The organism is Curtobacterium sp. HSID17257 (assembly GCF_003989515.1).
Classification (GTDB): Bacteria; Actinomycetota; Actinomycetes; order Actinomycetales; family Microbacteriaceae; genus Curtobacterium.
Genome location: NZ_RBLU01000052.1, coordinates 1 through 21,489, shown reverse-complemented (window position 1 = coordinate 21,489; position 21,489 = coordinate 1). Strand labels below are relative to the sequence as shown.

The window sequence follows — 21,489 nt, the reverse complement described above, 5'->3', positions numbered from 1 at the left end:
CAGACCGGGACGGAGCGGCCGCTCGGCCACGCGGACGCCCTCGGGGTCGCGCTCGCACTGCAGCGCCCGTCGCGAGAGGTCGTCGTCGTGTCCGAGGCCGACGACCCGATGCGACGGACCGCCCTCGCTGCCCGCCGACCGGGGACCGTCGTGGCGACGGTGACCCCGGAGCAGGCGCTGGCGTGGGCCGGTGCCGGGTTCTCCCTGTTCGCGGGGCGGGACGGCTCGGCGCCGGTCGCGTACGTCTGCCACGACCACGTCTGCGCGCTGCCGGCCCGGAGCGACGCCGCTCTCGCCGAACAGCTGCGCTGACGGCTGCCCCCGCCGGACCGCTATCCTGGAATGCTCATGTCTGCCACGCCCGTCATCACGTACCCGCCCGAACTGCCGGTGTCGCAGCGGCGGGACGACATCGCCGCCGCGATCCGTGACCACCAGGTCGTCATCGTCGCCGGCGCCACCGGTTCGGGCAAGACGACGCAGCTGCCGAAGATCTGCCTCGAACTCGGCCGCGAGTCCATCGGGCACACCCAGCCCCGTCGGATCGCCGCCCGCACGATCGCCGAGCGCGTGTCCGAGGAGCTCGGCGGCGAACTCGGTGACCTCGTCGGCTACCAGGTGCGCTTCACCGACAAGGTGTCGAGCAACACCCGGATCAAGCTCATGACCGACGGGATCCTGCTCAACGAGATCCACTTCGACCGTGACCTGAAGCGCTACGACACGATCATCATCGACGAGGCGCACGAACGCTCCCTGACGATCGACTTCCTGCTCGGGTACCTCAAGCGGCTGCTGCCCCGGCGACCCGACCTCAAGGTGATCATCACGAGTGCGACGATCGACCCGGAGTCGTTCTCGCAGCACTTCGGCGGCGCCCCGATCATCGAGGTGTCCGGCCGCACCTACCCGGTCGAGATCCGCTACCGCCCGCTCGTCGCCGACGACGCCGCCGATGCGGACGACGGCGACGACACCGACCCGCGGACCGACGACAGCGGCAGCCGCGGCGGTGGGAGCGCAGACGACCGCGACGTGCTCCAGGGCATCACCGACGCACTCGACGAGCTGGCGCGCGAGGACCCGGGCGATGTGCTCGTGTTCCTGTCCGGCGAGAACGAGATCCGCGACGCGCAGGAGGCGATCGAAGGCAAGCGCTACCCGGGCACCGAGGTCCTGCCGCTCTACGGCCGACTGTCCGCCGCCGACCAGCACCGCGTGTTCGAGCGTCGGACCACCCCGGGCATCAGACGGCGCGTCGTCCTCGCCACCAACGTGGCGGAGACCTCCCTGACCGTTCCGGGCATCAAGTACGTGGTCGACACCGGCACCGCCCGCATCTCGCGGTACTCCCCGCGGGCGAAGGTGCAGCGGCTGCCGATCGAGGCGATCAGCCAGGCGAGCGCGAACCAGCGATCCGGGCGTGCGGGTCGCACGAGCGCGGGCATCGCGGTCCGCCTCTACTCGGAGGACGACTTCGCGCGCCGCCCGGAGTTCACCGATCCCGAGATCCTCCGCACGAACCTCGCCGCGGTCATCCTGCAGATGATCTCCCTCGGCTTCGGCGACATCGAACGGTTCCCGTTCCTGCAGCCGCCGGACTCCCGGGGCGTGAAGGACGGCCTCGACCTGCTGCGGGAGCTCCGCGCGGTCGACGCCGACGGCCGGATCACGAAGCCGGGTCGACAGCTCACACGGCTGCCGATCGACCCGAGGCTCGGCCGGATGGTGCTCGAGGCCGGCCGTCAGGGCGTCGGGCGCGAGGTCATCGCGATCGTCAGCGCCCTGAGCATCCAGGACCCGCGCGAACGACCGCTCGAGAAGCGTGCTCATGCCGACCAGCTGCACGCCCGGTTCGCCGATCCGACGAGCGACTTCCTCACCCTGCTCAACCTCTGGAACCACATCGAGGACAAGCAGGAGGAGCTGTCGTCGAGTGCGTTCCGCCGCCTGTGCAAGGCCGAGTTCCTGAACTACCTGCGCATCCGCGAGTGGCAGGACCTGTACCGGCAGCTGTCCCGCGCCGCGAAGCAGGTCGACGTCCGCGTCGGGCAGTCGCGCTCCGAGGACGGCGACGCCGTGCACCGGTCCCTGCTCGCCGGGCTCCTGAGCCAGATCGGTCTGCGCGACAAGGAGAAGCGCGACTACCTCGGTGCGCGCAACGTCCGGTTCGTGGTGTTCCCGGGCAGCGTCCTGGCGAAGAAGCAGCCCGACGCGGTGATGGCCGCCGAACTCGTGGAGACGAGCCGGCTCTTCGCCCGCACCGTCGGCCGGATCGACCCGGCGTGGGTCGAGCCGCTCGCCGGTGACCTGCTCAAGCGCACCTACGGCGAGCCGCACTGGGAGAAGAAGCAGGGCGCGGTCGTGGCGTACGAGCGCGTGACGCTGTTCGGTGTCCCGATCGTGCAGCGCCGCCGCGTGCAGTACGGGCGCGTCGACCCCGAGCACTCGCGCGAGCTGTTCATCCGGCACGCCCTGGTCGAGGGCGAGTGGGACGCGCAGCAGGCCTTCGACCGGGCGAACCGGAAGCTCCGCCGCGAGCTCGAGCAGCTCGAGGAGCGCACCCGCCGTCGCGACATCCTGTTCGACGACGAGCGTGTGTACGAGTTCTACGACGCCCGGATCCCCGCGGACGTCGCCACCACGCGCGACTTCGAGGGGTGGTGGCGGACCACCCGTCGCGAGCAGCCGGACCTGCTCACGATGCGCCGGCAGGACCTGCTCGACGAGGACGCCGCCGAGGCAGCCCAGGACGAGCAGGAGTACCCGACGCAGTGGCGCTCCGGCGACCAGCGCCTGGCGATCAAGTACCGCTTCGAACCGGGTGCGCAGGACGACGGCGTCAGCGTGCAGGTGCCGCTCGCGCTGCTCCCCCGCATGCGTGAGGAGGGCTTCGACTGGCAGGTCCGCGGTCTGCGGAAGGAGCTCGTCACCGCCCTCATCAAGTCACTGCCGAAGCAGATCCGGAAGAACGTCGTCCCGGCCGCGGACTGGGCCGAGAAGATCGTCGCCGAACTGCCCGACGACGCTCCGACCGAGCCGACCGAGTCGTTCCGTGCGACCCTCGCCGCAGCGATCCAGCGGATGACGTACGTGCCCGTGACCGAGACCGACTTCGACCTCTCCCGGGTGCCCGCGCACCTGCTGCCCACCTGGGCGGTGGTCGACGAGCGCGGCCGTCGGGTCGAGTCCGGCAAGGACCTCGCGGCCCTGCAGACGAAGCTGAAGGACCGGACCCAGCAGAGCGTCGCCTCCGCCACGGCGAAGGCGGCGGCACGGCCGGGAGGCGCGGCGCGCGTCGCCGGGGCGTCCTCCGGCACGCAGGTGGAACGGTCCGGCCTCACCACCTGGCCGTCCGACGACCTGCCGCAGGTCCTCGACACGAAGCAGGCCGGGGGCGTGATCCGGGCGTACCCGTCCCTGGTCGAGGAGGGCGAGGGCCCGAAGGCCACCGTCGGCGTCCGGCTCCTGGCGACCCCCGGCGACCGCGCGGTGAGCATGCCGGCCGGCGTCCGTCGGCTCGTCATGCACGCCGTGCCCTCGCCGGTGTCGTACGTGCAGTCGCACCTCACCGCGCAGGAGAAGCTCGCGTTGGCCGCCAGCCCGTACCCGTCGACCGCAGCGCTGTTCGACGACGTGCTGGCCGCCGTCGTGGACGCCGGGATCCGACGCGCGCACCCCGACGGGCTGGTCTTCACGAAGGCCGACTTCGAGGCGGTCCGCGATGCGGTCTCCGCCACCGTCGTCGACACGATGTTCACCGCCGTGTCCGAGGTCGCCGCCGTACTCACGGCGCAGCGGGCTGCCGACAAGGCGATGAAGCAGGCGAACTCGATGGCGCTGCTGCCCGCGCTCACCGACATGCGACAGCAGGTGGAGCGCCTGGTCTTCCCGGGTTTCGTCGCCGTCGCCGGGCTCGACCGACTGCGCCGCATCCGGGTGTACCTGCAGGGGGTCGACGCCCGCGTGCAGAAGCTGTTGCAGAACCCGGGGCGCGATGCGACGTGGATGCGCGAGGTCGCCGTTGCGACCGACCGCTACACGGACGCCGGTGGGACCTTCCCGCCGTCGGTCGGGGCGCACCCCGAGCTCGTGCACGCCAGGTGGATGCTCGAGGAGTTCCGTCTGAGCCTGTTCGCCCAGGAGCTCGGGACCGCCGAGACGGTGTCGTTGCAGCGGATCACGAAGACCCTGACCGCCGCTCGCTGACGCGGCTCAGCCGAGGTCGGCGGCTCCGGTGGCTCCGGTGGCCGGATCCTCCTCGACGGAGGGGCCCTCAACCGCCAGCCCCTCGACGACGGTGACGTTCGGCAGCGCTGCCAGGGTGCGTCCGGGCAGGAACACCTTCGCCCCGCGGAGCCCTGCGCCGACGACGACCTCGGGAGCCTCGAGCACCCGGGCGTCGACGTACACCGGCCAGTCCGCGGGCAGCCCGATCGGGGTGATCCCGCCGTACTCCATCCCGGTCAGCTCGACCGCCTGGTCCATCGGCGCGAAGCTGGCCTTGCGGACGTCGAGCAGCTTCTTGACGACCCGGTTCACGTCGAGCTTCGTCGACGCGAGCACCACGCACGCCGCGTACCGGACCTCGTCGCCGCGCTTCCCCACGACGACGATGCAGTTCGCACCGCCCTCCAGCGGGTACCCGTACGCCTCGGAGAACGCCGCGGTGTCGGCGAGGGCCGGGTCGATGGGCGCCGCCTGGATCGTCGACAGCAGGTCACTCGGCAGTGCGACGAGCGCCTGGGCGACGGGGATGGCGAGGAACCCGGTGGCGACGAGGGCAGGGGAACGGTCGAGCGTCGGCATGCCCCGAGCCTAGGGAGGAGCCGGCGGACGGGCGGTCAGGCGCGCTCGTGGATCGACCGCGCTCCCGGCACGGGCGGCGCCGGGTCGTCCGAGGCCTCGGGGTCGTCCGCACGCGCCCACTTCACGGTCCACCGGACCAGCGGCTGCACGCGGTCGCACGCCGCGGTGACGTCGTCGAGCGAGCTCTCCAGCGGCAGGTGCACGAGCGCCGCGTAGTGCTGCATCCGGAGCAGGTCGATCCGCGGGTGGTCGGCGTCGTACCCGCGCGAGGCGGTCCTCAGCGGCGGTCCGGCGTCGAGGGCATGCGCCAGTGAACCGCCGTCCCGTGCACGCGCGTCGGGAGTCCGGGGGACGAGACTGACCGGGTGGACCGACTGCGACCGATCGACCTCGACCAGTGGCCCCGCGCCGAGCACTTCGCGCACTACCGGCGCGAGCCCTGTGCGTGGGAGATGACCGTCGACGTCGACGTCACCTCCTTCGTCGACGCTGCTCGGGCCGCCGGGGCGAAGACGTACCCGTCACAGATCTGGGTGCTCGCGACGGTCGTGAACCGGCACGACGAGTTCCGGATGCAGCTCACCGAGGACGGCCAGCCCGCGGTGTGGGACGTGGTGCACCCGACCTTCACGGTCTTCCACCCCGACACCGAGACCTTCTCGGTGCTCGTCGTCGAGTACGACCCGGACGCACGGGCCTTCCACGACGCCGTGGTCGCCACGACCGAGCGGTACCGCGACGACCACCGCATGTTCCCGCAGGGCACCGGACGCACCGACCTCCTCGACGTCTCGACGCTCCCGCGCACGTCGTTCACCGGCTTCGCACTGCACCTCACCGGTGCCGAGGACCACCTGGCACCCGTGATCACGCTCGGCAGGTACCGGCAGGTGGACGGGCGGACGGTCATGCCGATGGCGCTGCGGATCAACCACGCGGCGGTGGACGGCTTCCACGCGTCGCGCTTCGTCACCGAGGTCGAGGGACTGTTCGCCGATCCGTCCTGGCTCGGCTGACCACCACCGCCGCCCGATCGGTTCCGTCCCCCGGACACACATCCGGTGGGCACCGACCGGGAGCACCGTGGCCGGCATGCACGACGACGAACTCACCGCCCTCGCGGTCTCCCGCGCCCTCGACAACGTCCACGACGGCGGCAAGCCCTTCGCCTGCCTGGTCGTCCGCGACGGCGAGGTCGTGGTCGAGGCCGTCAACCACGTCGCCCAGACCGGCGACCCGACCACGCACGCCGAGATCCGTGCGATCCGGGCCGCCGCCGAGCAGGGCATCACCGACCTGACCGGGTACGAGGTGTTCGTCACCGCGTACCCGTGCCCGATGTGCCTCGGCGCGCTGTACTACGCCCAGCCCGACCGCGTGGTGTTCGCCGCGACGCGGGAGCAGGAGGGCGAGCACTACGAGGACGGCAACCGCCTGATGACGCTCGCCACCTTCTACGACGAGTACGCGAAGCCGGTCGAGGAGCGCGCCCTGCCGTCCGAGCAGGGCCGGGTCGAGGACCCGACGGCCCCGTTCCGCGAGTGGAGCGCCCGCCACCCGTCCTGAGATCCGCGGGCGACCACCGGACGGGAGGACCGTGGCGGGCCTGACCACGATCCTCCCGTCCGGTGGTGGTGCTGATCACCGCCGTGAGCCGGACCTGAAACGTTCCGCATCGACACCGGTGCCGCGACCGACCAGGCTGGGGCCGTGACCGACGACCTTCCCGCCCGCTCGTTCGGATCCGCCGTCGACGCCTACGAACGCGGCCGACCGGGGTACCCGGACGCCGTGGCGGCGACCCTGGTGCCGGACCGGGCGCCGCTCGTGGTGGACGTCGGTGCGGGGACCGGGAAGTTCACCAGGACCATGCTCGGCCGGGCGGACCGGGTCGTGGCGGTGGAACCGGACCCGACCATGCGATCCCGGTTGGCCGACCTGCTGCCGATGGTGGACGCGCTCGACGGCACGGGCGAGGCGATTCCACTGCCGGACGGTGCCGCGGACGTCGTGACGTTCGCGCAGTCCTGGCACTGGGTGGACCGCGACGCCGGCGCCGCCGAGGTCGCGCGGGTCCTGCGCCCGGGCGGGACGCTCGGACTCGTCTGGAACGTCCGCGAGCTGACCCGACCGTGGGCCGCGCGCGTCGGCGCGATCGTGCTCCAGCCCGAGGCCCGCATCGTGCAGCAGGAGCAGGCGCTCGTCGGACCGCCCTTCGGCGCCGGCGTGCACGACACGGTGCGTTGGACCCACGAACAGGACCGCGGCGCGTTCCTCGACATGATCGCCTCGCGGAGCCATCTCATCGTCATGCCCGAGGACGAGCGACGGGCGGTGCTCGACGCCGTCCGGCGGGTGATCGACGCGGACCCCGAGACGGCCGGGCGCGCGACGATCCCCGTCGAGTACGTCGCGCACGTGCACCGGTACGTCCGGCCCTGACGGCCTGGTCCGGAGGAGCCGGCCTCAGCAGGCCGACGTCAGGGAGCCGGCGCGAGCCGGTAGAGCACCTGCGGGCGGCCTCGACGGCCGTACCGGTGCGCGAGGTCGATGGCACCCGTCGCGACGAGGTGGTCGAGGTAGCGCCGAGCGGTGGCGCGTGAGGTGCCGGTGGCTGCGGCGACCTCGTCGGCCGAGCGGGCGACGACCGGGTCGAGGGCCGCGACGACGCGGCCGAGCGTGGTGGCGCTGACGCCCTTCGGCAGAACGCCCTCGGGTGCGCCGACCGAGGCGCCGGGCGGGCCGCCCACGCGCACCGAGCCCGTGGCGAGCAGCCGGTCGACGTCGCCCTGCCCCATCGGGACGTCGCGGTGCGCGTCCTCTCGGGACCGGCGCTCGGCGGCGTAGGCGCGCAGCCGGTCCTGCAGCGCCTCGCGGTCGAACGGCTTGAGCAGGTACCCGACCGGGTGCGCGGCGAGCGCCTGCCGCACGGTGACCTGGTCGCGCGACGAGCTGACGACGAGCACGTCGGTGCGGTCGACGCCGGCGACGTGCATGCGGTGCAGGACCTCGATGCCGCTGATGTCGGGCAGGCGCATGTCGAGGAGCACGAGGTCGACCCCGCGTTCGACCGAGGCCAGCGCGGCCCCGCCGGACGCGACCGCCCCGACGACCGCGAACCCCTCGGTCGCGGCGACCCACCGGGTGTGGAGTGCGCGGGCGCCCGCGTCGTCGTCGACCACGAGCACCCGCAGGGGTGCGGGCCCGGACGCGGTCACGACTCCGCCGCCATCTCGACGTCGAGCCGGGCGCCGCCGAGCGCTGCCGAGCGTCCGACGAGCACCGACCCACCGCGGTCGGTGGCCGTCCGCCGGACGAGTGCCAGGCCGATGCCGCGCCCGAGACCGGTCTCGTCGGGCTTCGACGACCACCCGCGGGTCAGCACGCGGTGCGCGTCGGCCGCGTCGATGCCGGGCCCGTCGTCCTCGACCGTGACCGTGACGCGCCCGTTCCGGGTGCCGACCGTGCAGGCCACGGTGACGGCGCCGGCCTCGGCGGCGTTGCGGCACAGGTTGGCGACGACGAGCAGCACCGCGTCGTCGAGCACGACGTCGTCGGCGACGCGCAGGTCGAGCGTGGCACCGGCCACGGCGAGCTCGGACCGCACCGCCGCGACGGATGCCGTCGCCACCGCACCCCGCCGCGGCGAGCCGACTCCACCGCCGCTCGTCAGTCCGGGCGCGACGGCGTCGATGTAGGCCATCGCGTCCTCTGCGTCCCCCTGCTCGACGAGCCCGCGCACGACGTGCAGACGGGTGCCGAACTCGTGGGCCTGCTCGCGGAGCGCCTCCGTCGTCCTCCGGACCTGCCGGCTCTCGGCGTCCACCGCGTCGGCCCGGCGCAACCGGCGCGCGATCAGGAGCGACAGGAGCACGCTCGCGAGCGTCGCGGCGACGAGGGCGCCGGTGCTCCACGGCAGCAGGGTGCCGAGGGCCCGCTCCCGGTCGGCCGCGATGGTCGACTCGAGCACGCCGACCGCGACGACGCCGACGACCTCGCCCTCCTCGTCGCGGATCGGCACCTTGGCGCGGAGCGTCGTACCGGAGGGGCCGGTCTCGGTCCCGACGAACCGCTCACCACGGAGCACGGGTGCGATCGTCGTCTCCACGGGCTCGCCGCGTTCCACGGGGTCGGGGTGGGTGATGCGGACGCCCTCGTCGTCGGTGACCACGACGTAGGAGACACCGGAGGCGCCCTCGACGAGCGTCGCGATGGGCTGCAGCGCCGCGGTGGCCGATGCGAGGTCGTCGGCGTCGGCGAGCGCCCCTGGTGCTCCACGGTCGACGGCGGACGACACCGCGTCACGCACCTCGGGCAGGTCGGCCAGGCTCGAGGCGACACCGGACACCTGGTCGACCACGGACGTGCGGATGGCGCGCTCCTGCACCACGGCCGCGACCCCGGTCGTGACACCCGTCGCCGTGAGCACGATGACGCTCGGGAGCGCGAGGACCGCGATCCGCCGCAGCCGCCCGAGACGTGCCCTGGTCACCGTGGCGTCCTCCTCCGGCCGCGACGCCGTGAGCGTCAATGAGCACATCTCCGCCGCCGGCAGCTCGTCCGGTCGGCGGCTGCCATCGTACTTCTCGACCTGCGGCACGACGACGTGCGCAGGAGGGAGCCATCCATGACAGAGCAGTCAGTGCCAGAGCGGTCAGCGCCCGAGCAGTCGACGACCGGGACAGCGGACGGGCCGCGTGCCCGGCGTCCCGTCGCCCGCGTGGTCGGTGCGACCGTCGCCGCGGTGTCCATCGCGGTCGCCGCCTTCGGGTCCGTCACGTCGGCAGCGGCAGGCGGCGACCCGACCCGGTCCGTCACCCTCGTCGCACCCGCGGCTGCCGGTGGCGGCTGGGACGGCGTCGCGCGGTCGATGCAGCAGGCCCAGCGCGCGAACGGCATCGTCAACTCCGTCCAGGTCGTCAACATGCCGGGCGCGGGCGGCACCATCGCCCTCGGCAACGTCGCGCGGCTCGCGGGGCAGACCGACACGCTGCTCGTCGGCGGGACCGGGCTGCTCGCGGCCGAGATCCAGTTCGGGTCCGCCGTCACCCACGACGACATCACGCCGCTCGCGGTCACGGTCGAGGAGTACGACGTGATCGTCGTCCCCGCTGACTCGCCGTACGAGACGCTCGACGACCTGGTGTCGGCATGGCGCGAGCGTCCCGGCTCGGTGCCGTGGACAGGCGGCGGTTCGTTCGACCAGCTCGTCGTCACCGACCTCGCCGTGTCGGCCGGGATCGACCCGAAGGACACGAACTACATCCCGTCGGACGGCGGTGGCGAGGCGATCCAGGCGCTCCTCAACGGCACGGCCGCTGCGGCCTCGGGCGGGTACCCGGACAACATCGACCAGATCGAGTCCGGTCGGCTGCGTGCCCTCGCGCTCGTCGCGGCGGAGCCGGTCGAGGGCATCGACATCCCCACGGCGGTCGAGCAGGGGCACGACGTCACGCTGACGAACTGGCGCGAGATCGCCGCGCCGGGCGGCCTCGACGACGAGCAGCGGGCGCAGCTCACCGACATCGTGCTCGACACCCTCGACACCCCGGAGTGGGCGGACGCGATGGAGCGGTACCACTGGACCGAGCGGATCATCACCGGCGACGACCTCGACGCGTTCATCGACGAGGAACGCGAACGCATCACCGCGCTGTACGAGGAGCTGGGCCGATGAGCCGTCCGAGCAACCCCACGTCGTCGTCCGCGGTCGTCGGGCAGCGGCTCACGTTCCGGGCCGACCCGGGCCGTGTCGCCGCGGTGGCGAAGGAGCTGACCACCCCGGCGCTCTTCACCGCCTTCGCGGTCTACCTCGTCGTCGGCATCGTCACCATGGAGGTCCCCGCCGGCACCGCGTTCCCCGGGCCGGCGGTGTTCCCCGGGCTCGTCGCCGCGGCACTCCTGCTGCTCGCCGCGCTGCTGGTCGTGCGGTCCGTCCGGGCTGCACGGGGGCGTCGCGCCGGGACGGACGACGCCCCGCTGGAGCCCGCCACCGACACCACGGACGGAACCAGTACGGAGACCGCACGCTCGGTCCGCGTCGACTGGCGCTCCCTGGCCTGGGTGGTCCTGTCCTTCGCCGCCTTCGCGCTGCTGCTCGGCGTGCTCGGGTGGATCGTCGGCGCCGGGCTGCTGTTCCTCGGCGTCGCGAAGGGGCTCGGCGCCCCGGGGTGGCTGCGTCCGCTCGTCGTCGGGCTGACGGTGAGCGCGATCAGCTACATCGCCTTCGACATGCTGCTCGACCTGTCGCTGCCCTCGGGCATCGTCGGATGGGAGTTCTGACGTGGACGTGCTCGGTCTCCTCGGCGACGGCTTCGCCGGTGCCCTGACCCCCGCCAACCTGCTCTGGGTCGTCGTCGGCTGCCTGCTCGGCACCGCCGTCGGCGTCCTCCCCGGCCTCGGCTCGTCGATGGCGGTGGCGCTGCTGCTGCCCGTGACGTTCTCGCTCGACCCGACAGCGGCGTTCATCATGTTCGCCGGCGTCTACTTCGGCGGACTCTTCGGCGACTCGACGATGGGCATCCTGATGAACACGCCGGGCCAGGCCTCGGCGATCGCCTCGACGTTCGAGGGCCACAAGATGGCGCTGAACGGACGAGCCGCACAGGCACTCGCGACGGCCGCGATCGGCGCGTTCGTCGGCGGCATGATCGCGTCGGTCCTGGTCGTGTTCCTCGCACCGGCACTCGCGTCGTTCTCGTCGAGCTTCGGACCGGCGGAGTTCTTCGCCCTCGCACTGTTCGCCTTCGTCACGACGTCGTCGGTCGTCACCGACGACGCGCTGAAGGGCCTCGGGTCGCTCTGCCTCGGGCTCGGCATCGCGGTGATCGGCGTCGACGGCATCTCGGGTGCACCGCGCTTCACCATGGGTGTCCCGGAGCTGTTCGACGGCATCTCGCTCGTCACGGTGACGGTCGCGGTCCTGGCGCTCGGCGAGGTCATCTACGTCGCCTGCCTGGCACGGCACCTGAAGGACGGCCGGATGGTGCAGGCGACCGGCCGCCCGTGGCTGTCGAAGCGGGAACTCCGGGAGGCCGCACCGGCGTGGCTGCGCGGCACCGCCATCGGCCTGCCCTTCGGCGTCGTGCCCGCCGGCGGGTCCGAGATCCCGACCTTCCTGGCGTTCGGGCTCGAGAAGCGCCTGGACGCCCGTCGGAAGGACCCGCAGTTCGGCAAGGGTGCGATCCGCGGTCTGGCGGCGCCCGAGGCCGCGGGCAACTCGACGACCGGCATGGCGATGGGCGCGCTGCTGTCCCTCGGCCTGCCGGTGTCGGCGACGGCCGCGATCATGCTCGCCGCGTTCCGCCAGTACGGCCTGCAGCCGGGCCCGCTGCTGTTCGACCGCTCCCCCGACCTGGTCTGGGCGCTGCTGGCGTCGTTCTTCATCGCGATGGTGGTGCTGCTCGTCATCAACCTGCCGTTCGCCATGCTGTGGGCGAAGCTGCTGCGCATCCCGCGGGCGTACCTGTACTCGGGCATCGCGGTCTTCTGCGGCCTCGGGATCTACGCGACGAGCGGTTCGGTGTTCGACCTGCTCATGCTGCTCGGCATCGGCCTCGTCGGGTTCCTCATGCGGGCGCTCGACATCCCGCTCGCGCCGCTCATCATCGGCATGGTGCTCGGTCCGCTCGCCGAGACGAGCCTGCGGGACGCCGCGCTGAGCGCCGACGGGGACTTCTCGGTCCTGGTGGCCGGGCCGATCCCGATCGTGCTGTACGCCGTGCTGGCGGTCGTGATCGCGGCCACCGTGACCAGCCGCGTCCGGGCGCGCCGGGCGGCGCGTCGCGAGCTGGTCGACGCGTAGCCGCGCCCCGACGGCGCCGGCAACCGGACGCGGTGGCGGTCGGACCACACCGTGTCGGACGGGAGGCGCGTGGCGGCCGCGCACCGTGCCTCCCGTCCGTCACCGCGCCGGACGGGAGGCGCGGGACCGTCCGGCACCGTGCCTCCCGTCCGCCGGGCGGCGCGCGCTACGCTCGTCCCGATGCGCGCGACCGTGCGGGACGTGGCGGCCCTCGCCGGGGTCTCCCCGAAGACCGTCTCCAACGTGGTGAACGGCGGCGTGCCCGTGCGGCCCCAGACCCGGGAGCGCGTCGAGCGCGCGGTCGTCGAGCTCGGCTACGTGCCGAACCTGTCCGCCCGCGGACTGCGGAACGGCCGTTCCGGTGCGATCGCCCTGACGCTGCCCGAGCTCGGCAGCGCGTACTCGGCGGAGCTGGCGCAGTGGTTCGTCGAGCTCGCCCGCGAGCGCGGCTGGACGGTGCAGCTCGACCAGACCGGACACGACCCGGGCCGCGAGCGCGAACTCGTCTCCCGGGCTCGGGCGCACCTCGTGGACGGCCTCGTCCTCAACCCGGTGTCGCTCAGCGCCAGCGTCCTGGCCGAGACCGAGGGGCTCCCGCCGACCGTCGTCATCGGCGAGGTCGAGCCCGAGCACGTCGACCAGGTGCACGTGGACAGCCGGCTCGCCGCGCGGGAGGTCACGCGGCACCTGCTCGACCGCGGGCACCGTCGGATCGCCCTCGTCGGCGCAGCGCGTCCGACGGACGCCACCGCCACGAGCGAGCTGCGCGACCGGGGTCACGCGGACGCGCTCGGTGCGGTCGGCCTCGATGTCGACCCGTCCCTGCGCGTGCCGCTGGCGGCGTGGACGACGAGTGCGGCGGCGACGACGTTCGCCGCGTGGCTCGACGTGAACCCGCTGCCGGACGCGGTGTTCGCCTACACGGACTCGATCGCGTTCGGCGTGCTGCACGTCCTGGCCGCACGGGGTGTCCGCGTCCCGGAGCAGGTCAGCGTCGTGGGGTTCGACGACGTGGACGCGGCCGCCTTCGCGATCCCGGCGCTGACGACGGTGTCGTTCGACCGGCGGGTCTTCGCGACGGCGGCTCTCGACCTGCTCAGCCGGCGGATCGCCGACCCAACTCTGCCGCCGGAGACCGTCGTCGTGCCGCACCGGATCGTCGAGCGCGCGAGCGTCGCCGACCGCTGAGCCGCCAGCCGCCGGGCGGGCGCCGGGCCGCCGCGGTGCTGGACCGTCCTGTCGTGAGGCCCGGGTAGCGTGCGTCGCATGAGCGCCGACGACCCCGCGATGCCCGTGCTGACCGCGACCGTCCTGCAGTCCCCCGATCCCGTGCGCCTCGCGCGGTTCTGGGGTGCGCTGACCGGGTGGACCGTGCACGAGGACGGCCCGACCTGGCTCAGGGTCCGCCCTGCCGACGACGGGGTCGGGCTCTCGGTGCAGTACGACGACGCGTACGAGGCTCCGACCTGGCCCCCGATCCCGGGCACGCAGGGCATGCAGCTGCACCTCGACCTGCAGGTGGAGGACCTCGGCGCCGCGACCGCTCGTGCGCTCGAGCTCGGTGCGACCGAGGCGGCGTTCCAACCGCAGGACGACGTGCGGGTGCTCCTCGATCCCGACGGGCACCCGTTCTGCCTGTTCCTGCCCGGCGCCTGAGCGCTGCGGCGCGGCGCGACGGTGCGAGGTGCCTCTGCACAACGGGAAGCAGCTCGCGCCACGTGATCGCGTGGTTCGACGTGCTTCCGGTTGTGCGAGCGCACACGAGCGCACACGAGCGCACGCGGACCGCACACGAGCGCGCGGCCCGACCTCGGCTCAGCCCGGTGTGCCCGGGCCCGCCGCCGCGTCGAGCACGACCTCGCGGGTCTGCTGCGCGCCGAGGATCCGGAAGTGCCCGCCGACGGGCACCCGCACGTTCGTGGCCCCGGCGAGTTCGCTGCCTCCCGGGATGAGCGTGTCGAACACCCCGTAGACCGAGGTGATCCGCGCGTTCACCGCCAGGTCACGCCCGAGCGCGGCGAGCACGGGGTCCGCCGCTCGGAAGGCCCGAAGGTGCGGCACGGGGGCCAACCGGGCGTAGACCGACCCGCCGAACGGCGTGGAGACCGCGACCATCCGGTCGATCCGCTCCCCCTCGGGCAGCGTCATCGCGTACTTGCCGATGAGACCGCCCTTGCTGTGCGCCACGATCAGCACGTCGCGCAGGTCGCGTTCGTCGAGGTACGCCAGGACCTCGCGCGCCGACTCCGGCACGGGCCGCAGGTTGTGCCGCAGGACGGGCAGCACGTGCACCGGGTGCCCGGCGTCGTGCAGCGCGTCCATCAGCGGCCGCATGAAGTGCCAGGTCTCGTAGACGCCGGGCACGACGACGACGGGTTGGCCGTCACCGGTCCGGTAGTCCTCGGCGGTCGTCGGACCGACGCTCCGGAGTTGCCAGCGGGCCGCGTACCACCAGTCGAGCACGGCCCACCAGGCGCGCCGGAGCAGCGGCACCCGGACGGGAGGTTCGGGGCCCGTCCCGGGGACCGCTCCGGTCCCCGGGACTATCGGCTCGGTCACCGTGCGTCGCCCGTCGTCGCGTCCCCGGTCATCACGTCCTCCGTCGTCTGCACACGTCGGAACTCGTCGACCAGGCGGGCGAACGCAGCCGGCTGGCGGTCCTGCACGTGGTGTCCGCCGGGCAGCTCGACGAAGGCGCCGCGCTGCGCCGAGGCGGCGAGCGCAGCCGCCCAGTCGCGGCGGCCGATGGGGTCCCGGTCACCGCGGACGACCAGCACCGGCTGCGTCAGGGTCGGCACGACCTCCTCGAGCCGGTACCGGAGCATCGGTCGGAGCTCGCGGACGTACTGCCGCATGCTCCGGAGGTAGTCGGTCAGGACGACCCCGTTCATGCGCGGGTCCTCGACGACCGTGTCCCGCCCGAGGTCGAGCGCCTGCTGCAGGAGCGTGCGGCGCGCCGGATCGACGACGGGGCCGATCAGGACGAGCGACGCGACGGCCTGCGGGTGGCGGCGCGCGGCCGCGACCACGACCTGGGTACCCATCGACTGCCCGACGAGCACGAGGTCGCCGGCACCACGGGAACGGACGGCCTCGACCACGAGGGCACCGAGTTCCTCGACCTGCACCGCCCGGCCGACCGGCGGGACCCCGCCGAATCCCGGCAGGTCGACCGCGACGGTGCGGTTGGTCCGTGCGAGGATCCGCTGCGTCCGTGCGAAGGACCGGTGTGACATCCCGATGCCGTGGACGAGGACCACGGTCGGGGCGAGGCCGTCCCGCAGCCGGCCGGCGGGTGCCATCGTCCGGAGCCGCACGGGCAGCCCACCGATCTCGAAGGACTCCACCCTGGCGCGCACGTTGCGAACCTACCCGGCCCTCCGCAGCGCGGGGTCAGCCTCCGCACCGGCGCGCAGCACGCCGTCGGGGCGGACCGGCCCTCGACGTCGCACCGACGGGGCCCTATGCTCCGCAGCATGCGCAAGGTGACCTCGGGGCTGTTCGCATCGGTCGACGGTGTGGTGCAGGACCCGTACAAGTACCAGTACGACTCGTTCGACGCCGAGCTCGGGACCGCCATGACGGCGTGGATGGAGCGCACCGAGACGGTCCTGCTCGGCAAGCAGAGCTACCTGGAGTGGTCCGAGTGGTGGCCGCAGCACGAGGACGACCCCTTCGGCCGGTGGATCAACCCGATCGAGAAGCACGTCGCGTCGACCACCCTCGGCGACGACCTGACGTGGCAGAACGCCCACCGGATCCAGGGTGACGTCGACGACTTCGTCCGCGACCTCAAGGCCGGCGACGGCGGCGACGTCGCGGTCACCGGCAGCGTGACGCTGGTGCGCCACCTGCTGTTCGCCGGGCTCCTCGACGAACTGCAGCTCATGGTGCACCCGGCGATCGCCGGTGCCGGGCGGAAGCTCTTCGAACCGACGGACCCGCCCACGCGTCTGCGCCTGGTGCAGAGCGTGATGACCAGCAAGGGGAACGTGCTGAGCACCTACGCGCCCTTCGACGCCTGACGGGGTCAGGGTGCGCCTCCAGGCCGGACCCGCAGGACCGCTCCATCGGCAGCCGGACGGGCAGGTGGACGGACAGGTGCCGCGACCGGCGTACCCTTCTGGGTGGCCGTCGACCGCACCACCCTGGAGAACACCATGTCCGAGGACACCCGCCCGCACGTCGTCATCGTCGGGGGTGGCTTCGCGGGGATCGCGGCCATGCGGGAGCTCGCCGACGCCGACGTCCGTGTGACGCTCGTCGACCGCCACGTCTACAACATGTTCCAGCCGCTCATGTACCAGGTCGCCACCGGCGGCCTGAACGCGGGCGACGTGACGTACTTCCTGCGGAGCCTCCGGGCGAAGCAGTCGAACGCCGACTTCCGGCACGGGCTGCTGACCGGCATCGACACCGAGCACCGCATCGCCGAGATGTCCGACGGCGAGCACCTGCACTACGACTGGCTGATCCTGGCGAACGGCGTCAACACGAGCTACTTCGGCACGCCCGGTGCGTACGAGTACGCGTACTCGATGTACTCCCGGTCGCAGGCCCTCCGCATCCGCGACGAGCTGTTCACCCGCCTCGAGCAGGCCGCGGCGCAGCAGGGCCCGGACGAGATCCGCGTGGTGATCGTCGGCGGCGGCGCGACCGGCGTGGAGATGGCCGGAGCCCTCGCCGAGCTGCGCGACCAGGCGCTCGTCGGCGCCTACCCGGAGATCGAGCGCGGCAACATCTCGATCACGCTCGTGCACCGCAGCGGTGAGCTGCTCAAGCCGTTCGCCCCGCGCCTCCGCCGGTACGCGGCCAAGGTGCTCCGCAAGCGCGGGGTCGTGCTCCGGCTGGACACCGGCGTCGCCGAGGTCAAGGAGGACGGTGTCGTCACCGCCTCGGGCGAGTTCATCCCCGCGTCGCAGGTCATCTGGGCCACGGGGGTCGCGGCGCACAAGGAGGTCTCGGGCTGGGGCATGCCGCAGACCCACGGCGGCCGCATCCAGGTGAACGACGACCTGAGCGTGAAGGGCGTCGAGCGGATCTTCTCGGCCGGCGACATCGCGGCCCAGGACGACGCCCTCGCCCAGCTCGCCCAGCCCGCGCTGCAGGGCGGCAAGCACGTCGCCCGCCAGGTCAAGCGGCTGCTCGACGGGAAGCCGACGGAGCACTTCAAGTACTTCGACAAGGGCACGATGGCGACCATCGGGACGAACGCCGCGGTGGCGCAGCTGCGCGGTGGCATCACGATGGTCGGTCCCGTGGCGTGGCTGGCGTGGGTGGCGGTGCACATCGCCTCGCTGCTCGGCAACGGCAACCGGCTGTCGACCCTGTCGCACTTCTTCGTCCGCTACCTGTGGTTCATGCGGAAGCGCTCGATCCCCATCGTCGGCGACGTCCGGCCCGTGCGTCCGAACGGCGACCGCGAGCCCGAGCCCTGGCAGATGCAGAAGGCCGAGTAGCGCGGGTCGCGGACGCCGTCGCCGCTCAGCGCGCGGCGGGTCCGAACTCCGGATTGCGCGACTGGTGCGACAACGTCGACGTCGTACGACAGCGGTTCTGTCGTTCCGCCCGCACTGCTCGTGCTCCGCGCGGTTCGTGCGACAACGTCGACGTCGTACGACAGCGGTTCTGTCGTTCCACCCGCACCACGGCATGCGCGGGGGCCGGCCGCCCTCAGCGCGCGGCGACGTGGGCGTACGCCCCCGCGGCGATGTCCTCGAGCAGGGTCGGGCCGGTCGAACGCCGCCGCGGAGTCGGGAACTCGGGAAGCTCGTGACCCTGAAGGTCCACCTGGGCGACGCACTGCGGGCACACGGGATCGACGAACCGGCGGCCACGATCGCCGCGGAGACGGCGGTCACGGTGTTCCACCTGTCCTTCACGCAGTGGATCACGGACGGCGAGGACCGCGACTTCGGGGCGATCGTGCACGAGCGACTGGACGCACTGACCCGGATCGTGCACCCCGGATCTTGAGGGTCCTCTTACCCGGGCAGGGCAAGCTCGTCGTCATCCGTTCGAACGATCCTCGCAGGGAGGAACCGTGGCGACGAACACCCTCGCCCCCGAGCACACCCGCGCGGTCGACCGCAGCACTCCGGTCGGTCGCGGGACCCGTGCTGCCCGGCCGACGCCGCCACCACCGCTGACCCGCCGTGCGCCGGCCCTCGACGGCCTGCGCACCATCGCCATCGCCATGGTGATCCTGTACCACCTGCACGTGCCGCAGTTCGAGGGCGGCTTCGTCGGCGTCACCGTGTTCTTCGCCCTGTCGGGGTTCCTCATCACGACCCTGCTGCTCGGCGAGCACCGGAAGACCGGGCGCATCCGACTCGGGAACTTCTGGCTGAAGCGCCTGCTCCGGCTCTACCCGGCGCTCGTCGCCCTCGTCGTCGTCGGCCTGCTCCTGTGGAACTGGGTGGGCGACTACAAGGGTGCGTCGTTCAGCCCCGGCGAAGCGGCGTTCATCGCGCTGACGTACACGGGCAACCTGTTCCGCTCCTTCTGGGACACGACGCAGGGCGTCTTCGCCCACACGTGGTCACTGTCGATGGAGGAGCAGTTCTACCTGGTCTGGCCACCCGTCCTGGTGCTCCTCTTCGTGGTCCGGTCGCGTCGACGCTGGCTGCTCGCCGGGCTCGGCTCGGTGATCGTGGCATGCTCGGTCGTCGCCGGTCTCGTCTACGCGAAGCCGAACAGCGGCGCGACGCCCGACGTCTACTTCTCCCCCGTCCTCGGGGTCGTCCCGCTGGCGACGGGCTGCCTGCTCGCACTGCTGCTCGACGACGAGCGCGTCCGCACGTGGGCCGCCGGGCTCGCCGGCCACGTCGCGACGTGGGCCGGCATCGTCCTGCTCGCCGGGGTCATGCTCTGGATCGGGGACGACTGGGCCCAGCACGCGTGGACGTTCAGCGTCGTGCTGCCGCTCACCGGTGTCGTCTCCGCCGTGCTCATCGGCGGTCTCGTGTCGGTGCGGTCGCCGCTGTCCGCCGCGCTCGCATGGTCGCCCGTCTCCTGGTTCGGTCGGCGCGTGTCGTACGCCGCGTACCTCTGGCACCCGCTCGTCATCGCGCTCCTCGACCCCTTCGCGGTCGGTCCGTGGGGCCAGGTGCTGATGATCGCGGTCGCCGTCATCGTCGCGGTCGGCGCCGCCTACGCGGTCGAGGTCCCCGTCGAGAAGGCGCAGAAACGCTTCCGCGAAGCCCGTCGGCTCGCCGCCGAGGACCGCGCCGAGCGCGCTCGCGTCACCACTTGACGACGGCGGCGAGCGGGGCGTCGACGTGCGCCACCGCCGGACGGGAGGCTGGCGGCGCGCCCGCCACGCACCTCCCGTCCGACGACTCCTGGGCGGGTCGTCGTGACCGGTCCGTAGGCTCGCCTGCGTGACCACGGAACGTGTCGACGTGCTCGTCGTCGGCGGCGGGCCCGTCGGCCTGTTCGCCGCTGCGCTCCTCGAACGGCTGGGCGTCTCCGTCGCCGTCTGGGAGCGACGCGACACCGAGCCGACGGGCTCGCGGGCGATCGGGATCCACCCGCCGTCGCTCGACGCCTTCGCCGCGATCGGCCTGGACACCGCGGTGCTCGCCGAGGCGGTGCTCGTCCGCACGGGCGTGGCCCGGAGCCGCGGTCGCGTGCTCGGGTCGCTGTCCTTCGACCGCGCCTCGGCGACGCACCCCTACGTCGCCACCCTCGACCAGCACCGCACCGAGGCCCTGCTGCGCGACCGGCTCGCACCCGGGGTGCTGCGGACGGGCACGACGGTGACCGACCTGTCCCGCCACGCCGGCCACGTGGTGGCCCACGGCGTCGGGACCGACGGTGCCCCGGTCGTCGCCGAGGCGGCCTTCGTCGTCGGGGCGGACGGCGCCCGCAGCGCGGTGCGCGACCTGGTCGGCATCGCGTCCTCGGGGCGCGACTACCGCGACCGGTACGTGATGGGCGACTTCGTCGACCCCGAGCCCGAGCGGGCGCGGTCGTCGGCGTTGGTCGACGTCGGGCCGGAGGGGGTCGTCGAGTCGTTCCCCCTGCCGGGTGGCCGACGGCGGTACGTCGCCCTCGTGGCGGACGGCCAGACCGCACCGGGCGATCGCTCGCCGGACCCGGACGCTGCCGTCCGGCTCGCGGCGATCGTCACCGGGCGCACCGGTGCCCGCCCCGACCCGGCGACGTGCACGATGACGAGTGGCTTCCGGGTGCGGCGGCGGGAGGCCTCGCGCGTGGGTGTCGGGCGCGTGGTGCTCGTCGGGGACGCCGCCCACGAGATCAGCCCGATCGGCGGCCAGGGCATGAACCTCGGATGGCTCGACGCCGCTGCGCTCGCGCCGCTGCTGGCCGAGGCGGTCCGGTCCGGGACGACCGCTCCGTGGCAGGAGTCCGCGAACGCGTACGCCGTCGGGCGGCAGGTCGCGGCGCGACGGGCTGCGCGGCAGGCGGAACTGAACATGGCGCTCGGGCGTCCGACCGGTGCGCTCGGGTCGGTGGGGCGGGAGGCGCTGCTCCGCACCGTGCTCACGCTGCCGAGCGCTGACGGGCTCGCCGGGGTCTACGCGATGCGGTGGGCCTGAGCGGCGCTGTCGCTCCTGCGGGCGCTGGTGCTGGCGCTGGTGCTGGCGCTGGTGCTGGTGCTGGTGCTGGTGCTGGTGCTGGTGCTGGTGCTGGTGCTCGCCCGTGGACCGGTGCTGTCAGGCGACCAGACGCGCGCCGGCCAGGCCCAGCTCCACCACGAGGACCAGGGACGACGCGATGACGAGTCGGGTCCGCCGTCGCGCGTAGGTTCGGCGCCATGACCGACGCAGCAGACCACACCCCCGACGAGTCGCACCAGGGCGAGACCCTGGGCGGCGAGCGTCCCGACCCCTCGACGACCGCGAGCAAGG

21 protein-coding genes and 1 pseudogene are annotated in these 21,489 nt (G+C 73.0%); 16 read left to right on the top strand and 6 right to left on the bottom strand.

The genetic code is table 11. The features are described 5' to 3' along the window. Window positions 1–312 (top strand): annotated as a pseudogene (locus D8M35_RS16595) (thioredoxin domain-containing protein); the annotation flags it as partial. A gap of 36 nt (window positions 313–348) precedes the next feature. Next, entirely contained in the window at window positions 349–4,209 is a 3,861-nt protein-coding gene (gene hrpA / locus D8M35_RS09770; RefSeq protein ID WP_126891685.1) for an ATP-dependent RNA helicase HrpA, read from the top strand. Window positions 4,210–4,215: 6 nt separating this feature from the next. Here the strand turns inward: hrpA and D8M35_RS09765 are convergent, their stop codons facing one another. Together D8M35_RS09765 and D8M35_RS09760 are read right to left on the bottom strand one after the other, a co-directional pair. After that, a complete protein-coding gene (locus D8M35_RS09765; RefSeq protein WP_126891684.1) occupies window positions 4,216–4,809 on the bottom strand; it encodes a YbaK/EbsC family protein in 594 nt (197 codons plus the stop codon). Window positions 4,810–4,844: 35 nt separating this feature from the next. Further along, window positions 4,845–5,033, bottom strand: a complete 189-nt coding sequence (locus tag D8M35_RS09760) for a hypothetical protein (RefSeq protein ID WP_126891683.1) — start codon at window positions 5,031–5,033, stop codon at window positions 4,845–4,847. Window positions 5,034–5,174: 141 nt separating this feature from the next. On the opposite strand from D8M35_RS09760, the gene D8M35_RS09755 reads away from it, so the two are divergent. The 3 genes from D8M35_RS09755 to D8M35_RS09745 all read left to right on the top strand — a co-directional run bounded on the left by D8M35_RS09755 (window position 5,175) and on the right by D8M35_RS09745 (window position 7,251). After that, on the top strand, window positions 5,175–5,825 hold the full coding sequence (locus tag D8M35_RS09755; RefSeq protein WP_126891682.1) for a CatA-like O-acetyltransferase: 651 nt from the start codon (window positions 5,175–5,177) through the stop codon (window positions 5,823–5,825). Window positions 5,826–5,901: 76 nt separating this feature from the next. Then, window positions 5,902–6,375, top strand: a complete 474-nt coding sequence (locus D8M35_RS09750; RefSeq protein ID WP_126891681.1) for a nucleoside deaminase — start codon at window positions 5,902–5,904, stop codon at window positions 6,373–6,375. 144 nt (window positions 6,376–6,519) lie between these two features. Next, window positions 6,520–7,251 carry a class I SAM-dependent methyltransferase gene (locus D8M35_RS09745; RefSeq protein WP_126891680.1) on the top strand — a complete coding sequence of 244 codons (732 nt, stop codon included), beginning with the start codon at window positions 6,520–6,522 and terminating at the stop codon, window positions 7,249–7,251. Window positions 7,252–7,289: 38 nt separating this feature from the next. On the opposite strand, the gene D8M35_RS09740 is transcribed toward D8M35_RS09745, so the two are convergent. Both D8M35_RS09740 and D8M35_RS09735 read right to left on the bottom strand, forming a co-directional pair. Beyond that, complete coding sequence (locus D8M35_RS09740) at window positions 7,290–8,027, bottom strand: response regulator (RefSeq protein ID WP_126891679.1); 738 nt, start codon at window positions 8,025–8,027, stop codon at window positions 7,290–7,292. Continuing rightward, window positions 8,024–9,301, bottom strand: a complete 1,278-nt coding sequence (locus D8M35_RS09735; RefSeq protein ID WP_238638182.1) for an ATP-binding protein — start codon at window positions 9,299–9,301, stop codon at window positions 8,024–8,026. The genes D8M35_RS09740 and D8M35_RS09735 overlap by 4 nt, the downstream gene beginning before the upstream one ends. 228 nt (window positions 9,302–9,529) lie before the next feature. Here D8M35_RS09735 and D8M35_RS09730 point away from each other — a divergent pair, with 228 nt between their 5' ends. The 5 genes from D8M35_RS09730 to D8M35_RS09710 all read left to right on the top strand — a co-directional run bounded on the left by D8M35_RS09730 (window position 9,530) and on the right by D8M35_RS09710 (window position 14,269). Continuing rightward, a complete protein-coding gene (locus tag D8M35_RS09730) occupies window positions 9,530–10,486 on the top strand; it encodes a tripartite tricarboxylate transporter substrate binding protein (protein WP_238638181.1) in 957 nt (318 codons plus the stop codon). Further along, on the top strand, window positions 10,483–11,091 hold the full coding sequence (locus D8M35_RS09725; protein WP_126891677.1) for a tripartite tricarboxylate transporter TctB family protein: 609 nt from the start codon (window positions 10,483–10,485) through the stop codon (window positions 11,089–11,091). Before D8M35_RS09730 ends, D8M35_RS09725 begins: the two co-directional genes overlap by 4 nt. 1 nt (window position 11,092) lies before the next feature. Continuing rightward, window positions 11,093–12,613, top strand: a complete 1,521-nt coding sequence (locus D8M35_RS09720) for a tripartite tricarboxylate transporter permease (RefSeq protein WP_126891676.1) — start codon at window positions 11,093–11,095, stop codon at window positions 12,611–12,613. A gap of 180 nt (window positions 12,614–12,793) precedes the next feature. Then, entirely contained in the window at window positions 12,794–13,801 is a 1,008-nt protein-coding gene (locus D8M35_RS09715) for a LacI family DNA-binding transcriptional regulator (protein ID WP_126891675.1), read from the top strand. 78 nt (window positions 13,802–13,879) lie between these two features. Then, complete coding sequence (locus D8M35_RS09710; RefSeq protein ID WP_238638180.1) at window positions 13,880–14,269, top strand: VOC family protein; 390 nt, start codon at window positions 13,880–13,882, stop codon at window positions 14,267–14,269. A gap of 159 nt (window positions 14,270–14,428) precedes the next feature. On the opposite strand, the gene D8M35_RS09705 is transcribed toward D8M35_RS09710, so the two are convergent. Continuing rightward, the gene (locus tag D8M35_RS09705) at window positions 14,429–15,106 is read right to left on the bottom strand and encodes a triacylglycerol lipase (RefSeq protein WP_238638179.1); all 678 of its coding nucleotides are present in this window, start codon (window positions 15,104–15,106) and stop codon (window positions 14,429–14,431) included. Between the two features lie 62 nt (window positions 15,107–15,168). After that, on the bottom strand, window positions 15,169–15,972 hold the full coding sequence (locus D8M35_RS09700; RefSeq protein ID WP_126891674.1) for an alpha/beta fold hydrolase: 804 nt from the start codon (window positions 15,970–15,972) through the stop codon (window positions 15,169–15,171). 117 nt (window positions 15,973–16,089) lie between these two features. Here D8M35_RS09700 and D8M35_RS09695 point away from each other — a divergent pair, with 117 nt between their 5' ends. The 6 genes from D8M35_RS09695 (at window position 16,090) to D8M35_RS16785 (ending at window position 21,399) form a co-directional block, all read left to right on the top strand. Continuing rightward, complete coding sequence (locus D8M35_RS09695) at window positions 16,090–16,638, top strand: dihydrofolate reductase family protein (RefSeq protein WP_126891673.1); 549 nt, start codon at window positions 16,090–16,092, stop codon at window positions 16,636–16,638. A 102-nt stretch (window positions 16,639–16,740) separates the two neighbouring features. Then, complete coding sequence (locus D8M35_RS09690) at window positions 16,741–18,072, top strand: NAD(P)/FAD-dependent oxidoreductase (protein ID WP_238638178.1); 1,332 nt, start codon at window positions 16,741–16,743, stop codon at window positions 18,070–18,072. A gap of 313 nt (window positions 18,073–18,385) precedes the next feature. Beyond that, window positions 18,386–18,589: a hypothetical protein gene (locus D8M35_RS16895; RefSeq protein ID WP_194074871.1), complete on the top strand. Its 204-nt coding sequence runs from the start codon at window positions 18,386–18,388 to the stop codon at window positions 18,587–18,589. Window positions 18,590–18,656: 67 nt separating this feature from the next. Beyond that, window positions 18,657–19,868 (top strand): acyltransferase, encoded by a 1,212-nt coding sequence (locus tag D8M35_RS09680; RefSeq protein WP_126891672.1) that lies wholly within the window; start codon window positions 18,657–18,659, stop codon window positions 19,866–19,868. A 127-nt stretch (window positions 19,869–19,995) separates the two neighbouring features. Continuing rightward, window positions 19,996–21,177 carry an NAD(P)/FAD-dependent oxidoreductase gene (locus tag D8M35_RS09675; protein WP_126891671.1) on the top strand — a complete coding sequence of 394 codons (1,182 nt, stop codon included), beginning with the start codon at window positions 19,996–19,998 and terminating at the stop codon, window positions 21,175–21,177. Window positions 21,178–21,204: 27 nt separating this feature from the next. After that, entirely contained in the window at window positions 21,205–21,399 is a 195-nt protein-coding gene (locus tag D8M35_RS16785; RefSeq protein WP_162604347.1) for a hypothetical protein, read from the top strand. The last annotated feature ends 90 nt before the right edge of the window (window positions 21,400–21,489 follow it).

What these genes read in the sequence shown, in the direction of transcription:
- D8M35_RS09725 (WP_126891677.1), top strand. Translation starts at nt 10,483, where the DNA reads ATGAGCCGTCCGAGCAACCCCACGTCGTCGTCCGCGGTCGTCGGGCAG.
- D8M35_RS09695 (WP_126891673.1), top strand. Translation starts at nt 16,090, where the DNA reads ATGCGCAAGGTGACCTCGGGGCTGTTCGCATCGGTCGACGGTGTGGTG.
- hrpA (WP_126891685.1), top strand. Translation starts at nt 349, where the DNA reads ATGTCTGCCACGCCCGTCATCACGTACCCGCCCGAACTGCCGGTGTCG.
- D8M35_RS09765 (WP_126891684.1), bottom strand. Translation starts at nt 4,809, where the DNA reads ATGCCGACGCTCGACCGTTCCCCTGCCCTCGTCGCCACCGGGTTCCTC.
- D8M35_RS09710 (WP_238638180.1), top strand. Translation starts at nt 13,880, where the DNA reads ATGAGCGCCGACGACCCCGCGATGCCCGTGCTGACCGCGACCGTCCTG.
- D8M35_RS09750 (WP_126891681.1), top strand. Translation starts at nt 5,902, where the DNA reads ATGCACGACGACGAACTCACCGCCCTCGCGGTCTCCCGCGCCCTCGAC.
- D8M35_RS09715 (WP_126891675.1), top strand. Translation starts at nt 12,794, where the DNA reads ATGCGCGCGACCGTGCGGGACGTGGCGGCCCTCGCCGGGGTCTCCCCG.
- D8M35_RS09760 (WP_126891683.1), bottom strand. Translation starts at nt 5,033, where the DNA reads ATGCAGCACTACGCGGCGCTCGTGCACCTGCCGCTGGAGAGCTCGCTC.